This is a genomic window from Providencia sp. wls1922 (assembly GCF_009706505.1).
Classification (GTDB): domain Bacteria; phylum Pseudomonadota; class Gammaproteobacteria; order Enterobacterales; family Enterobacteriaceae; genus Providencia; species Providencia lanzhouensis.
In genome coordinates this window covers 18,797-34,197 of record NZ_WLUG01000051.1, presented here as the reverse complement: position 1 = coordinate 34,197, position 15,401 = coordinate 18,797, and the positions used below count along the sequence as shown (strand labels likewise).

The window sequence follows — 15,401 nt, the reverse complement described above, 5'->3', positions numbered from 1 at the left end:
ATTGAATTAGATGAAGATAAAGAGGGAAGCGTGTGTTTCCCTCTTTTTTTAGTATCATAAAAACAAATAATAACTCTCGGTATATTGACGAATGAAGAGATGGCTACGTCGCATTGGGTGGACGCTACTGGTTTTGGTCGTGGTATTGCCACTGGCCTTTTTAGCAGCAGATAAAATTTGGCCTTTGCCAATCAAGCAGATTGAAATGGCACGCACGGTCGTCGCGGGGGATGGGACTCCGTTATGGCGTTTTGCCGATAAAGAAGGTATTTGGCGTTTCCCTGTTAAGTTGGACGAGGTTTCGCCGGAATATATTGACGCGTTATTAACCTATGAAGATCGCCATTTTTACCAGCATCCGGGGGTTAACCCATTTTCGTTAATGCGGGCGGCAGGGCAGTTAGTGAGCTCAGGACGCATTGTCTCTGGGGGCAGTACCATCTCAATGCAGGTGGCAAGGCTGATTGACCCACATGAGCGCACGTTTGGTGGCAAACTCAAACAGTTATGGCGTACTGCACAGCTGGAATATCACTATTCTAAAGATGAAATCCTCGAAATGTATCTTAACCGAGCACCTTATGGGGGGACGATTGAGGGCATAGGTGCTGCCAGCTGGGTCTATTTGAATAAATCCCCTGCAAAATTGACCGCAAGTGAAGCGGTATTGTTTGCGGTTTTACCACAAGCGCCAAGCCGTTTAAGACCTGACAGATACCCAGAACGGGCGCAAGCAGCACGAGATAAAGTACTCGACAGACTGGCTGAATACCAAGTTTGGAGCACTGAAAAAGTCAATGAAATCAAGCAAGAGCAAATCTGGCTTGCCCCACGTAAAAATCCGCATTTAGCACCATTACTGGCGCGTCGGATGGTCAAAGATTCCCAAGAATCCATCGTGGAAACTACCATTGATGCTAGCCTGCAAAAGCAGCTTGAAGATATGGCGATGAACTGGAAAAACCAATTACCTAAGCAAACTTCCTTAGGATTGCTGGTGGTTGATCACACGGATATGAGCGTGAAAGCGTATATCGGGTCGATTGATTTTCAGGATGATAGTCGCTTTGGTCATGTGGATATGATCAGTGCGTGGCGCTCACCGGGCTCAACACTCAAGCCATTTTTATATGCGCTGGCAATGGATGATGGTTTGATCCACGCCGAATCACTGTTGCAGGATGTTCCTCGTCGATTTAATGATTATCGTCCCGGTAACTTTGATAGCGGCTTTAATGGCCCTGTCAGTGTGAGTGATGCGTTAGTGCGCTCATTAAACTTGCCCGTTGTGCAACTGCTGGATGTCTATGGCAGTAAGCGTTTTGCGGCGCAATTACGTAATGTGGGCACAGAACTGCGTTTTCCAGTTGGCGGAGAACCTAACTTGTCGTTGATCCTCGGGGGAACGGCGGCACGAATGGAAGACTTAGTGTCAGCTTACAGTGCATTTGCTCGCCAAGGAGAAGTTTCTCCACTGCGTTATCGACCAACAGATGTTATCCGCGACCGCAAGTTAATGTCTCCGGGGGCAGCATGGATTGTTCGCCGGATTATGGCAGGAGAAGCCCGCCCAGTCCCTGATGCTAATTTATCGGGACAGCCAAATCTTGCATGGAAAACAGGGACTAGTTACGGATACCGCGATGCTTGGGCTATTGGTGTGAACCCACGTTATACGATTGGTGTTTGGGTTGGGCGTCCTGATGCAACGCCAGTTGCAGGGCAGCTTGGCTATGCCACAGCAATTCCAATTATGAACCAAGTAAATAACATGCTGCTGACGCGAATTTATCAATCTCGAGAAGTGCTTCCGAAAGATTCAAGACCCGCGAGCGTTAGCCAAGCCGTGATCTGCTGGCCAGGGGGAACCTCATTACTGAAAGAAGATAGTAATTGTCGCCAGCGCCGTTTGAGCTGGATTTTAGATAATACGATTCCACCAACGCTAATGGCACGGGATCAAGAATCCTCTCTTGGACTCAGACAAAAAGTGTGGGTGAATGAGCAGGGGCTACAAGTTGCGCCAGATTGCCCAAATGCCCAAGAAAAAGAGATCCATTTATGGCCGATTACCGTAGAGTCGTGGTTGCCTGTAAGTGAAAAACGAATAAATCGACTGCCTAAGCCGGATGCCGTTTGTCCGCCGTTAAATCTTGAAATGCCACCATTATTAATTTCAGGTATCCGCGAAGGGGAGGTTCTCCAACGTTTACCCGGAAAAACCAGTTTAGACCTGCGTTTACTCACTCAAGGTGGACAAGGGCAAAAATGGTGGTTTTTAAACGGCGAGCAAGTGAACAATACCGAGCAAAATGGGGCAATTTTGCTGACGCTCGAAAAAAGTGGAAACTACCAAATATCTGTCTTAGATATGAGCGGACAGGTCACCGCTATCAACTTTAAGGTGAAGTAATAGCATAAAACGACGACTTAATTAAAAATCTAGCATTTTTTGCTATGAAAAGATTAACAAAATGTTGATGTGACTGTAGGAAATTGTAATCCAAGCCCCTATAATCAACGCCCTATTTTTCTGCTTCCTAACATCAGGAATAGAAACAATATAAAAAACTACAACAGGCACATATTCTTGGTTCTTCATATGCCCCTCTTGAAATTCTAGTGGAAACATTGGGTTAAATAAGAGAAACAAAGCAGAGAATAAAGAGTAAAAGTCAAGTCAATCGCTAAGAGGTTATTTATGGCTGTTCAACGTACATTTTCTATCATCAAACCAAACGCAGTTAAGAAAAACGTCATCGGTGCAATTTACAACCGTTTTGAAAGCGCAGGCTTCAAAATCGTTGCTGCTAAAATGATGCACCTGACTCGTGAACAAGCTGAAGGCTTCTACGCTGAGCACAAAGGTCGTCCTTTCTTTGATGGTCTGGTTGAATTCATGACTTCTGGTCCAATCATGTTACAAGTGTTAGAAGGCGAAAACGCAATCCAACGTCACCGTGACCTGATGGGCGCAACTAACCCAGACAACGCATTAGCAGGTACTTTACGTGCTGACTACGCGGACAGCTTCACTGAAAACGCAACTCACGGTTCAGATTCAGAAGAGTCTGCTGCACGTGAAATCGCATATTTCTTCACTGCTGACGAAATCTGCCCACGCTAAGGCGTTCTCAATAATGCATTAGCATTATTGTTATAATATTTGTACAATATGTCGCCCTGTTAATCATCGCGTTAACAGGGTGATTTATTTTTTAGTCGTCCCGACTAATCGCAATCCCAATTTACGTCGTGCTTTTCGCACTGCCGAAAGTGTAATAACGAGGCAAACTCAATGTCTGATATGACTACCAATGCACAATGTGCAACTCCTTCTGCTGTATCTGCTATGCCAGAAAAAAATGGGCAGCCAGAAAAAAGCGGTCAAAAAATTAACCTGCTCGATTTAAACCGCAAGCAGATGCGCGAATTTTTTGCTGAGCTCGGCGAAAAACCGTTCCGTGCAGACCAAGTTATGAAGTGGATTTACCACTATTGCTACGATGATTTCGAGCTAATGACCGATATCAACAAGGTGCTACGCGCGAAATTAACCGAAGTCGCTGAGATCCGAGCACCTGAAGTGGCTGATGAACAACGTTCATCCGATGGCACGATTAAGTGGGCTATTAAAGTCGGTGATCAACTGGTTGAAACGGTGTATATCCCTGAAGCTGATCGCGCAACACTGTGTGTTTCTTCTCAAGTTGGCTGTGCACTGGAATGTAAATTCTGTTCTACAGCCCAGCAAGGTTTTAACCGTAACTTACGCGTTTCTGAAATCATCGGGCAGGTTTGGCGTGCGGCTAAAATCATCGGTTCGTTGAAGTCTAGCGGCCGCCGTCCTATCACCAACGTGGTGATGATGGGGATGGGGGAGCCGTTATTGAATTTAAATAACGTGGTTCCTGCGATGGAAATCATGTTAGATGATTTTGGTTTCGGTCTATCAAAACGCCGCGTAACAATTTCCACCTCAGGCGTGGTTCCTGCACTGGATAAGTTAGGCGATATGATTGATGTTGCGCTGGCTATTTCTCTGCATGCACCAACGGACGATGTGCGTGATGACATCGTACCAATCAATAAGAAATATAATATCGAAACATTCTTAGCTAGTGTGAATCGTTATTTAACGAAATCCAATGCGAATGCGGGACGTGTCACGGTTGAATATGTGATGCTTGATCATATTAACGATAGCGTTGAACAAGCCCACCAACTCGCGGAATGTTTGAAAAACACACCAAGCAAAATCAACTTGATCCCATGGAACCCGTTCCCAGGAGCGCCATATGGTCGCAGCTCCAACAGCCGAATTGATAGATTCTCTAAGGTATTGATGGAATACGGTTTTACGACTATAGTTCGCAAGACTCGTGGTGATGATATTGATGCTGCATGTGGGCAACTGGCAGGGGATGTTATTGATAGGACGAAACGTACCTTGAAAAAACGCCTTGCTGGGGAACCTATCCAGGTAAAATCAGTCTGATATATAGATAATATCTAATCAGTGAGTTAGGTTATAATTCGGGGCGTTTTATGGTTAGGCAAAACGCCCTGGTTCGCCTACAATAATTAAAGCGGCATATCTTCTCTACTGTTGTTGGAAACTATGACGTAATCAGACGGGTAAAGTAGCGTAAAATCTGCTTTATATTTATTAAACTTGGAAATAGTGTTGCCAGCTAATGACTATCGAAAATAATACCGAACAAACTTCTATCACTGTAGGGCAATTATTATCCCGCGCTCGCGAGCGTATGGGACTAACGCAAGAAACAGTTGCGGAGCGACTGTGTCTTAAAGTGAGTACGGTAAAGGAAATAGAACAAGATATTCATCCTGCGGGCGTAGAGCCTACGTTTTTACGTGGTTACATTCGTTTGTATGCACGAATGGTTGGTATCCCTGAAAATGAAATTACGTCTCTGTTAAAAAGTGATGTTCCCGCACAGTCCCCGAATGTTTCCCCAATGCAAAGCTACTCATTAGGCAAAAAGCGTAAAAAACGCGAAGGTTGGCTAATGAAATTGACGTGGCTGATCGTGATTGTTTTAATTGCGATGATTGGCGTTTGGTGGTGGCAAGATCATAATGCTCAACAGAAAGATTTGTTGTCGATGGCTAACCAAAATGAAGCCTTGGTTCAACAAGATACTAGTGAACCCGTAAACAATATTGCGGTTGATATGCCACTTGCGACTGACAATAGCACTGTACAAACCGACCCACTGGTCGATCCTGCACCAGTATTGACGGACACCCAAACAGCAACGAATACCCAAACAGCAACGAATACAGATGCAGAAGGGGTGAGAACGATCCCGCTGCCAAATGCGCCGCAAACAACACCTTCTGTTGACAGAGCCCAAGCAGATGTTTCTCAAACAACGGATATGCCAGCCGCAACAGGTAATGGTTTAACGTTAAGTTTCTCTGGTCAATGCTGGTTAGAAATTCGTGACGCAAACAATAAAGTTTTATTTAGCGGCATGAAAAATGGCGGCGATAAATTAGAGCTGGATGGTGCACAACCTTATCGTTTAAATATCGGTGCGCCAGCCAATGTGACGGTGCAATTCCAAGGTAAAAACGTTGATTTAAGCCGCTTTATCAAAGCGAAACGTTCCGCGAAATTTAAGTTGCCAGAAGCATAAAAATATTACGAAATTAAAGAAGCAAACTATATCCTAAAACACTCTTTGTGATAGTTTATAGTTTGCTTTCTTGTGTATAGTGGGGCGCGTTAAAGCAATGACCATACACTATGCCATGATATTAAAGAGCGCCATGGTATTAAAATGAGCACATGGATGTTCGGAGAATTAAACAAAAATGCATAACGAATCACCAATCAAAAGACGCAAATCCACCCGTATTTATGTCGGTAATGTTCCTGTTGGCGACGGCGCACCTATCGCTGTTCAATCAATGACCAATACCCGTACAACCGATGTCGAAGCCACTGTTCGCCAAATTAAAGCCCTTGAACGTGTTGGGGTAGATATTGTGCGCGTATCAGTACCCACGATGGATGCCGCAGAAGCCTTTAAATTAATCAAACAGCAAGTTGATGTCCCTCTGGTCGCTGATATTCACTTTGACTACCGTATTGCCTTAAAAGTGGCAGAATATGGTGTTGATTGCTTGCGTATCAACCCTGGAAATATCGGTAGTGAAGAGCGAATTCGCCAAGTGGTTGACTGCGCTCGTCATTACAATATTCCTATTCGAATTGGGGTGAATGGCGGCTCGCTGGAAAAAGATATTCAAGAAAAATACGGTGAACCGACACCAGAAGCGTTGGTTGAATCAGCCATGCGCCATGTGGATATTTTGGATAGATTGAACTTTGATCAATTTAAAGTCAGTGTGAAAGCCTCTGATGTATTCCTTGCTGTGGGCTCATATCGTCTGCTTGCTCAAAAAATTGACCAACCACTTCATCTAGGTATTACTGAAGCGGGCGGTGCGCGCTCAGGTTCTGTGAAGTCAGCTATCGGTTTAGGTATGCTGCTCTCTGAAGGTATCGGGGATACACTGCGTATTTCGCTTGCTGCCGATCCTGTTGAAGAAGTGAAAGTAGGCTTTGATATTCTGAAGTCACTGCGTATTCGTTCCCGTGGTATCAACTTTATTGCTTGCCCAACATGTTCACGCCAAGAGTTTGACGTGATTGGCACGGTGAACGCGTTAGAGCAGCGACTTGAAGACATTATCACGCCAATGGATGTGTCTATCATCGGTTGTGTAGTGAATGGTCCTGGTGAAGCTGAAGTGTCCACATTGGGTGTCGCGGGTGCGAAAACCAAGAGTGGATTCTACGAAGATGGTATTCGTCAAAAAGAGCGCTTTGATAATGACAACATTATTGATCAGCTAGAAGCTAAAATTCGAGCCAAAGCGGCAATGCTAGACGAGAGCATGCGAATAAATGTTAATCAGATAGATAAATAATATTTAGAAACTGGCTCATCATGAGTCAGTTTTTTATTTATCACCGTGATTAGCAGTGTTAATCACGGTCATTTTTTCTTAAAATTACGCCATAGCGACCAAAATCAACAGATAATTCCCGATTCCACGGTGGTTTTGCAGTTTGTTGATTGAACCTGATGACATTTCGCTCTTATAATCGACCTTATGTAATTCTGAAAATAGAGAAATAAAGTGGGAAAAAATATCCAAGCCATCCGAGGCATGAATGACTACTTGCCAGCAGATACTCGAGTGTGGCAAAAAATCGAAGCAACATTGAAGAATATTTTACAGGGTTATGGTTTTAGCGAAATTCGTACCCCGATTGTAGAGCAGACCCCGTTATTTAAACGGGCGATTGGTGAAGTGACTGACGTTGTTGAAAAAGAGATGTATACCTTCAACGACCGTAACGAAGAGAGCCTCACACTGCGCCCAGAAAATACCGCAGGTTGTGTCCGTGCCGGTATTGAGCATGGTTTGCTGTACAATCAGGAACAGCGCTTATGGTATTTAGGGCCAATGTTCCGTTATGAGCGTCCACAGAAAGGCCGCTATCGCCAATTCCATCAGCTAGGTGCTGAGGTGTTTGGTCTGGCAGGCCCCGATATTGATGCGGAAGTGATCTTAATGACTGCCCGCTGGTGGCGTGCACTTGGGATCAGCGAGCATGTTACGCTGGAACTCAACTCAATCGGTTCATTAGAAGCTCGCGCAAACTACCGTGATGCGTTAGTCGCTTTCCTGGAACAGCACAAAGATAAGTTGGATGAAGATTGCAAACGTCGTATGTATAGCAATCCTCTGCGTGTGCTGGATTCTAAAAATCAAGACGTTCAAGCATTATTAAATGATGCGCCAGCGCTGTTTGATTATCTGGATGCGGAATCTCGCGAGCATTTTGATGGACTGTGCAAATTATTAGATAACGCGGGTATTAAATACCGTGTTAACCAACGCTTGGTGCGTGGTTTAGACTACTATAACCGCACTGTGTTTGAGTGGGTGACAACTGCGCTAGGTTCCCAAGGTACGGTCTGTGCGGGTGGACGTTATGATGGTCTAGTAGAACAACTGGGCGGTCGTGCAACACCTGCAGTTGGCTTTGCAATGGGTATGGAACGTATGGTTCTGCTGGTTCAAGAAGTGAACCCAGAGTTCATCGCAGATACCTCCGTTGCCGATGTGTATCTGGCTTCTTTTGGTGAAAATAGCCAACAAGCTGCATTGTTAGTTGCAGAAAAAGTACGTGATGAACTGCCAACTCTGCGTTTAATGACTAACCACGGCGGTGGTAACTTTAAGAAGCAGCTCGCGCGTGCCGATAAGCAAGGGGCAAAAATTGCTCTGATCTTAGGTGAAGACGAAATCAATAATAGCCAAGTGACGTTGAAAGATTTACGTACTGGTGAGCAAGAAACTATTTCACAGCAACTAATGGCATCGCGTATCGCCACGCTGTTAGGTTAAGGAGAGACAAGTGGAAGTCTATACAAACGAACAAGATCAAGTTGAGGCGATCAAACGTTTTTTCGCTAACAACGGCGTTGCTTTAGTGGTTGGACTGGTTATTGGTGTCGGTGGTGTATTTGGTTGGAACTATTGGCAATCACACAAGTCGAATGTGTTGCAAGAAAGTGCAGCAAAATACGAGGCCGTCAATACTCAGTTACGTTCAGGTTCAGCGGAAGGTATTCAAGCTGCACAAAAATTTGCAGCAGAAACTAACGACGTTTACAGTTCAATGACTGGGCTGGAACTGGCGCAAGTTTTTGCTGATAAAGGCGATTTAGCAGGTGCTGAGAAAGCATTGACTGACGCATTAGCGAAAGCAAAAACCGCTGATTTGCAAGATGTGATTAACCTGCGTTTAGCGCGTATCCAACTTGCACTCGGTAATGCGGATGCAGCTATCGCCTCTGTTGCTAAGATCCAAGGTAAGTCATGGCAAGCTACGGCACAGGATGTCCGTGGGGATGCTTTACTCCATAAGGGTGATAAATCCGGCGCTAAAGCGGCATACACTCAGGGGTTAGAAAGTGAAGGTTCTCAATCACTCAGAGGTATTTTGACTCTGAAATTGAACAACGTATCTAATTCATAAGAAGAAAGGAAACGACACACTATGCAGTTGCGCAAAACTCTTTTGGTAGGCCTGGTTGCTTCAGCTTTACTTGCCGGTTGTTCCAGCGAAACTGATTCTATTGTGATGGCGCCATTACCACAGGTTGAGAATCAATTTACACCTTCTATTGTTTGGGATAAATCCGTCGGTAATGGTGTTGAGCAGTTCTATTCTGAACTTTCTCCTGTTTGGGATGGTTCAGCAATTTACGCTGCGGATCGTAAAGGCTTAGTTAAAGCGCTAGAACTTGATAGCGGTAAAGAACTGTGGTCTGTCGATTTATCAAAACGTACTGGTTTTCTTTCTGCCAATTTATCTGCGTTACTGTCTGGTGGCTTGACCATTTCTGATGACAAAATTTTCATCGGTACTGAGCGTGGTACAGTTATCGCGCTAAATAAAGAAAATGGTGAAGTGTTGTGGGATGTGGAAGTGGCAGGCGAAGCCTTGTCCAAGCCTGTCGTGAGTGGCGACATGGTGGTCATCCACACGAGCAATGGTCAATTACAAGCGCTGGATACAGCGACAGGCGCGATTAAGTGGACAGTGAATATGGATACCCCATCACTGTCATTACGCGGTGAGTCTGCGCCTGCGATTGCATTTGGTGCGGCTATCGTTGGTGGTGATAATGGTCGAGTGAGTGCCGTCCTGCTGTCTCAAGGTCAATTAATTTGGCAACAACGCATCTCTTTAGTCACCAGTTCAACAGAAATTGGTCGTCTGAACGATGTAGATATGACGCCTGTGATTGATGATGGCAAAGTGTACGCGATTGCTTATAACGGCACATTGGCGGCACTGGACATGCGTTCAGGTCAAATGTTATGGAAGCGTGATTTAGGCTCCATCAATGACATGGTGTTATCGGGTGATAACCTGTATTTAGTTGACCAAACTGACCGCGTGCTGGCTGTTCGTAAGAGCGACGGCGTGACATTATGGACTCAAGATCAGTTACTAAACCGTGGATTATCTGCGCCAGAAGTCTATAACGGCTATATTGTTGTGGGTGACAAAGAAGGTTATCTGCACTGGTTAGATACCAGCACAGGTGGCTTTGTGGCTCAAAATAAACTGAACAGTTCAGGGATCCACAGCCGCCCAGTCATTGCGAGTGATAAACTGATGGTTCAGACAAGAAACGGAACAGTTTACCTGTTAACACGTTAATTTTCTGACAAGCAGACAATTTATCGATAAAATAAACGGTTCCTGAATACAGGGGCCGTTTCGTTTTTTGTTTTCTGAGTTTAGCCTCAGAATTCTATTAGTTAATTAAAGTTGTGAGGCACTGAAGAATGATACCCGTCGTAGCGCTGGTTGGGCGTCCAAACGTAGGAAAATCCACGTTATTTAACCGATTAACCCGTACCCGTGACGCACTTGTAGCGGACTTTCCCGGTCTGACCCGTGATCGTAAATATGGTCGTGCAGAAGTTGAAGGGCACGAATTTATTATTATCGACACTGGTGGTATCGATGGTACTGAAGAGGGCGTAGAAACCCATATGGCGGCTCAGTCGCTTCAAGCGATTGAAGAAGCTGACGTTGTTCTTTTCATGGTAGATGCAAGAGCAGGCTTAATGCCAGCGGATGAAGGCATCGCTAAGCACTTACGCAGCCGCAAGAAAAAAACGTATTTAGTTGCCAACAAAACTGATGGTATTGATGCCAATATCGTTGTTGGTGATTTCTATTCACTGGGTCTTGGGGAAATTTACCCTATTGCTGCCTCTCATGGTCGTGGTGTCACTCAGTTAATTGAACACTCTTTAAAACCTTTTATTGAGGTTGAAGACGAAGAAATCGAACTTACTGACGAAGAAGCGAATGCTGCGTATTGGGCTGAGCTGGAAGCAGAAGGTGAATTCTCCGAAGACGAAGAAGATGATTTTGACCCGAGTACATTGCCAATAAAGCTGGCTATCGTAGGGCGCCCAAATGTGGGCAAATCGACCCTAACTAACCGTATTCTCGGTGAAGACCGTGTGGTCGTCTTTGATATGCCGGGTACCACCCGTGACAGTATTTATATCCCAATGGAGCGTGATGAGCGTGAATATATTCTCATCGATACCGCTGGGGTACGTAAGCGCGGTAAAGTGACTGAAACTGTAGAGAAATTCTCAGTGATCAAAACGCTGCAAGCGATTGAAGATGCTAACGTGGTCTTGCTGGTTATCGATGCTCGTGAAGGTATCTCTGACCAAGATTTATCGTTACTAGGATTCATTTTGAACGCAGGCCGTTCATTAGTGATTGCAGTGAATAAATGGGATGGCATGAAGCCTGAAGATCGCGAGCATGTCAAAGATATGCTGGAACTTCGTCTTGGCTTTGTAGATTTTGCCCGTATTCACTTTATCTCTGCGCTACATGGTAGCGGCGTGGGTAACTTGTTTGAATCTGTGCAAGAAGCGTATGAATCAGCGACTCGCCGGGTTGGTACTGCACTGTTAACACGTATTATGAAAATGGCGGAAGATGAACATCAGCCACCATTGATCCGTGGTCGCCGCGTGAAGATGAAATACGCGCATGCTGGTGGTCATAACCCACCAATCGTTGTGATCCACGGTAACCAAGTTTCTGATTTACCAGATAGCTATAAACGTTATTTAATGAACTATTTCCGTCGTTCATTAAATGTAATGGGAACGCCAATTCGTATTCTGTTTAAAGAGGGTGAAAACCCATATGCAGATAAGAAAAATAAACTGACACCAACCCAGTTACGTAAACGTAAGCGTCTGATGCAGCACTTGAAAAAACGCTAATCGCCAACTGTTAGCGCGATAAACAGACTAAAGCCGTAACCCAATTAGGTTGTTACGGCTTTTTACTATTATTTATTAGCTCGCCACAGCCCTAAAATTTAAGTTGTTTTAATGACTGAGGAAAACCATGGAAATCAATTCAACCACACGCCTGAATAAATACATTAGCGAGAGCGGTATCTGCTCTAGACGTGAGGCTGATCGTTATATCGAGCAAGGCAATGTGTTCATTAACGGTAAACGCGCAGGCATTGGCGACCAAGTTTCCGCGGGAGACGTGGTCAAGGTCAATGGTCAGTTAATTGAACCGCGCAATGAAGAAGATTTAGTCTTGATCGCGTTGAATAAGCCTGTTGGGATTGTCAGTACCACCGAAAGTGGCGAAAAAGATAATATTGTGGACTATGTGAATCACAGTACCCGTATTTTCCCTATTGGTCGTTTAGATAAAGATTCCCAAGGATTGATCTTCCTGACGAACCATGGCGACTTAGTGAATAAAATCTTACGTGCAGGTAATGATCACGAGAAAGAGTACATTGTCACCGTGAACAAGCCTGTGACCGATGAATTTATTCGTGGCATGGGCGCGGGGGTACCAATTCTCGGTACCATGACGAAGAAATGTAAAGTCAAAAAAGAGGCTCCGTTTGTTTTCCGTATTACGCTGGTTCAGGGGTTAAACCGCCAAATTCGTCGTATGACCGAACATTTTGGCTACGAAGTTACGAAGTTAGAACGCGTGCGGATTATGAATGTGAGGCTCACGGGCATTCCTGCGGGGGAGTGGCGCGACTTAACCGATGATGAGCTTATCGAGTTGTTTAATTTGATTGAAAAATCAGAGTCCGATGTTAAACCTAAAAAAGCGGCAAAATCTCAAGCGCGTAGCAGTAGCGGGAAAGCAGTAGGAAAGCAAGGTGCGGGTAGCCAAAAGCCGAAAGCTAATGCAGAACCACCGAAAAAGAAATTTACCCAGCCAGGACGTAAAAAGAAAAAACGTTAATTGGGCAAGAATGAAGCAAAAGATATTGAAGTGAGAAAAGGCTGAGGATGAGTGACCTAAAACTCATGTGTACTTGGCCTTTTTATTATGATTTTCGATCAAAGTCTTAGATAAAAGTCAGCCTCTTTGTGGGCCGACAAGGGCGTAATAATTACTTATTACACTTCATTTTTATTGAACACGTAACCCAACATCTAGCCAGCATTGGCGAGTTGCCAATTCAATTTGATCACCAAACAGATTTTTTGCTGAGCGAATTGTTGCCTGAGCAAATTCAATAAACGTCGCCGTATTCGAGACGCTCGGATCTGACACCGCTGCAACCCAGATTTTCCCTGCTATTTCCCAAGAATAACCACCTATTTTTGTTGCCAGTAAATAGAAGGCTTTGTTTGGAATGCCTGAGTTAATATGCACACCGCCATTATCGACATAGCGAGGTAAATCGCGATATTGATCCATATGTCCCACTTGCGGGTCATTATTTGATTTAGTGAAATAGTATGCTGTACCCGGATTTTTCATTGAACGTAATGCAGGTCCCTTTCTCTTATCAATAAATAAGTTTTCGCCCAGTAACCAGTTGGACTGTGTCGCAGTTTGCTTTTGAACATATTGCTTCACCATGATGCCTAATACGTCAGCAACAGATTCATTTAATGCACCAGATTGATCGACATAGTCAAAATCAGCTTGTGAGCCAATGTATCCATGAGCGAGTTCGTGAGCGATTATGTCAATATCGTTGTAGAACGGGCCAAAAATAGTTCCATCACCATCCCCAAAGAAAATAGCTTGAGAATTCCAAAATGCATTGGAATAGTTTTTGTCATAATGGATAACCGCATTGATATCAGCATCACAACCAAACATCTGATCAATATTGAGTTTCTCCTTAAGGAATGAGCGGATCAATCCAATAGCAGCGAACACGCGATGTGCTGGTTCAGTCGGTGCCACTTTATCTTCTTCTCGCATAATAACGGCGAAATCGTTATGCGCCATATGCTCATCAACTGGCATTTCTTCGCGGCGACAAATCGGTAGGCTAGAGTGGTTGTGAGTGTAATTTTCTACACGTTGTTGGGCATCACGGATCACTCGGTTGTAGGTGCCGCCGGCGATGCTACAAGTGCTAGCCAGTAATTGACGTTGATAGTTCGCATCTTCTTCTGTGTAAGTGCGGCTCATGATGTCATTGATATGAAATAAGGTTGATTTTAAATCATTGCATTGGCTTTCTTGATAGAAGTGAGAGATTAAGCTAGGTGATAATAGTGAACGACCAAGTATCTGATTCATTTATAACTCCATTTTGTTTGACGAAATGGAATCATAAACGGTTGTGATTTTATTGTAACTACATGATAATTAAGTAATTAAATCAATATCTGCTAATTTTTATTATCAAAACTAGCAGATAGAAATCTGATTAATTACAGAAGTTTGTACTATTTATTGTGTGTGAGCCAATCTTTACCAGTGATCAAAAAGTCGGTATACAGCTTAGCTTCTGGGCTACCGGCTTCTGGATGGTAGTCATATTCCCAACGTACTAATGGCGGCATAGACATCAAAATGGACTCTGTGCGCCCGCCACTTTGCAAGCCAAAGAGTGTGCCTCTATCCCAAACAAGGTTAAATTCTACATAGCGTCCGCGACGATAAAGTTGGAATTGGCGTTCACGCTCACCCCATGGGATTTCTCGACGTTTTTCGACAATGGGTACATAAGCTTGTAAAAAGCCATTGCCGACATCTTGCGTGAATGCAAAACAAGACTCAAAGTCCCATTGGTTAAGGTCATCGTAAAATAATCCGCCGATGCCACGAGGCTCATTGCGATGTTTTAAGAAGAAATAGTCATCACACCACTGCTTGTATTTAGGGTAAACCTCCGTTCCGTAAGGCGTACAAAGTTCATTAGCGACGGTATGCCAATGGACAGCATCCTCTTCAAATCCATAATAGGGGGTCAAATCGAAACCACCACCAAACCACCACACGGGGTCGGCACCTTCTTTTTCAGCAATGAAAAAGCGCACATTGGCATGTGTGGTCGGTACATAAGGGTTGAGAGGGTGGATAACTAATGAAACGCCCATGGCTTGGTAGCTACGTCCTGCTAACTCCGGGCGATGTGCTGTCGCTGAAGCAGGCATTTTTTCACCTTTGATATGTGAGAAATTCACGCCAGCTTGTTCAAAAAGTGCGCCGTGGGTTAAAACTCGGCTGCGTCCACCACCGCCTTCAGCACGTTCCCAAGTTTGTTCAAGGAAGGTTTCTTTGCCATCTAATTCTGTGATTTTTTGGCAGATGGTATCTTGCAAGCTTTGCAAATAGGCTTTTATGCGTTCAATATCTGGGTAATTCATTGTTTTTTAATAGAACCGTCGGGAGAAATAAATTGGGTAAAGTATACCCCGTTGAGGTAAAAAAGGCATATTGATTATTGATTGTGTATCAAAAGCAGTGATAATGGCAGACAGTTTAGCTCAAACGG

Annotated in this window: 12 protein-coding genes; 10 read left to right on the top strand and 2 right to left on the bottom strand. The window is 44.3% G+C overall.

Annotated elements, in window-relative coordinates; all coding sequences use genetic code 11:
• The first annotated feature begins 91 nt into the window (after positions 1–91).
• The 10 genes from pbpC (at position 92) to rluF (ending at position 12,898) form a co-directional block, all read left to right on the top strand.
• Positions 92–2,413: a peptidoglycan glycosyltransferase PbpC gene (gene pbpC / locus GKR71_RS04100; RefSeq protein WP_154633965.1), complete on the top strand. Its 2,322-nt coding sequence runs from the start codon at positions 92–94 to the stop codon at positions 2,411–2,413.
• A 288-nt stretch (positions 2,414–2,701) separates the two neighbouring features.
• Positions 2,702–3,127: a nucleoside-diphosphate kinase gene (gene ndk, locus GKR71_RS04095; protein ID WP_036949497.1), complete on the top strand. Its 426-nt coding sequence runs from the start codon at positions 2,702–2,704 to the stop codon at positions 3,125–3,127.
• A gap of 225 nt (positions 3,128–3,352) precedes the next feature.
• Positions 3,353–4,498, top strand: coding sequence for a bifunctional tRNA (adenosine(37)-C2)-methyltransferase TrmG/ribosomal RNA large subunit methyltransferase RlmN (locus tag GKR71_RS04090; RefSeq protein ID WP_410431076.1), 1,146 nt, complete (start codon positions 3,353–3,355; stop codon positions 4,496–4,498).
• 199 nt (positions 4,499–4,697) lie between these two features.
• The gene (rodZ, locus tag GKR71_RS04085; protein ID WP_036949501.1) at positions 4,698–5,666 is read left to right on the top strand and encodes a cytoskeleton protein RodZ; all 969 of its coding nucleotides are present in this window, start codon (positions 4,698–4,700) and stop codon (positions 5,664–5,666) included.
• A 178-nt stretch (positions 5,667–5,844) separates the two neighbouring features.
• The gene (gene ispG / locus GKR71_RS04080) at positions 5,845–6,966 is read left to right on the top strand and encodes a flavodoxin-dependent (E)-4-hydroxy-3-methylbut-2-enyl-diphosphate synthase (protein ID WP_036949502.1); all 1,122 of its coding nucleotides are present in this window, start codon (positions 5,845–5,847) and stop codon (positions 6,964–6,966) included.
• A gap of 213 nt (positions 6,967–7,179) precedes the next feature.
• A complete protein-coding gene (hisS, locus tag GKR71_RS04075; RefSeq protein WP_036949504.1) occupies positions 7,180–8,457 on the top strand; it encodes a histidine--tRNA ligase in 1,278 nt (425 codons plus the stop codon).
• 10 nt (positions 8,458–8,467) lie between these two features.
• Positions 8,468–9,091 (top strand): YfgM family protein, encoded by a 624-nt coding sequence (locus GKR71_RS04070; protein ID WP_036949506.1) that lies wholly within the window; start codon positions 8,468–8,470, stop codon positions 9,089–9,091.
• A 21-nt stretch (positions 9,092–9,112) separates the two neighbouring features.
• A complete protein-coding gene (gene bamB, locus GKR71_RS04065) occupies positions 9,113–10,285 on the top strand; it encodes an outer membrane protein assembly factor BamB (RefSeq protein ID WP_036949508.1) in 1,173 nt (390 codons plus the stop codon).
• Between the two features lie 128 nt (positions 10,286–10,413).
• Complete coding sequence (der, locus tag GKR71_RS04060; RefSeq protein WP_036949510.1) at positions 10,414–11,892, top strand: ribosome biogenesis GTPase Der; 1,479 nt, start codon at positions 10,414–10,416, stop codon at positions 11,890–11,892.
• A gap of 127 nt (positions 11,893–12,019) precedes the next feature.
• Positions 12,020–12,898: a 23S rRNA pseudouridine(2604) synthase RluF gene (gene rluF / locus GKR71_RS04055; protein ID WP_154633964.1), complete on the top strand. Its 879-nt coding sequence runs from the start codon at positions 12,020–12,022 to the stop codon at positions 12,896–12,898.
• 171 nt (positions 12,899–13,069) lie between these two features.
• Here the strand turns inward: rluF and GKR71_RS04050 are convergent, their stop codons facing one another.
• Both GKR71_RS04050 and hemF read right to left on the bottom strand, forming a co-directional pair.
• The gene (locus GKR71_RS04050; RefSeq protein ID WP_154609821.1) at positions 13,070–14,200 is read right to left on the bottom strand and encodes a M4 family metallopeptidase; all 1,131 of its coding nucleotides are present in this window, start codon (positions 14,198–14,200) and stop codon (positions 13,070–13,072) included.
• Positions 14,201–14,349: 149 nt separating this feature from the next.
• Positions 14,350–15,273, bottom strand: coding sequence for an oxygen-dependent coproporphyrinogen oxidase (hemF, locus tag GKR71_RS04045; protein ID WP_036949516.1), 924 nt, complete (start codon positions 15,271–15,273; stop codon positions 14,350–14,352).
• Positions 15,274–15,401 lie beyond the last annotated feature (128 nt).

Excerpts from the sequence above, each read along its gene's own strand:
- pbpC (WP_154633965.1), top strand. The coding sequence starts at position 92 with ATGAAGAGATGGCTACGTCGCATTGGGTGGACGCTACTGGTTTTGGTC.
- ndk (WP_036949497.1), top strand. The coding sequence starts at position 2,702 with ATGGCTGTTCAACGTACATTTTCTATCATCAAACCAAACGCAGTTAAG.
- GKR71_RS04090 (WP_410431076.1), top strand. The coding sequence starts at position 3,353 with ATGCCAGAAAAAAATGGGCAGCCAGAAAAAAGCGGTCAAAAAATTAAC.
- rodZ (WP_036949501.1), top strand. The coding sequence starts at position 4,698 with ATGACTATCGAAAATAATACCGAACAAACTTCTATCACTGTAGGGCAA.
- ispG (WP_036949502.1), top strand. The coding sequence starts at position 5,845 with ATGCATAACGAATCACCAATCAAAAGACGCAAATCCACCCGTATTTAT.
- bamB (WP_036949508.1), top strand. The coding sequence starts at position 9,113 with ATGCAGTTGCGCAAAACTCTTTTGGTAGGCCTGGTTGCTTCAGCTTTA.
- der (WP_036949510.1), top strand. The coding sequence starts at position 10,414 with ATGATACCCGTCGTAGCGCTGGTTGGGCGTCCAAACGTAGGAAAATCC.
- rluF (WP_154633964.1), top strand. The coding sequence starts at position 12,020 with ATGGAAATCAATTCAACCACACGCCTGAATAAATACATTAGCGAGAGC.
- GKR71_RS04050 (WP_154609821.1), bottom strand. The coding sequence starts at position 14,200 with ATGAATCAGATACTTGGTCGTTCACTATTATCACCTAGCTTAATCTCT.
- hemF (WP_036949516.1), bottom strand. The coding sequence starts at position 15,273 with ATGAATTACCCAGATATTGAACGCATAAAAGCCTATTTGCAAAGCTTG.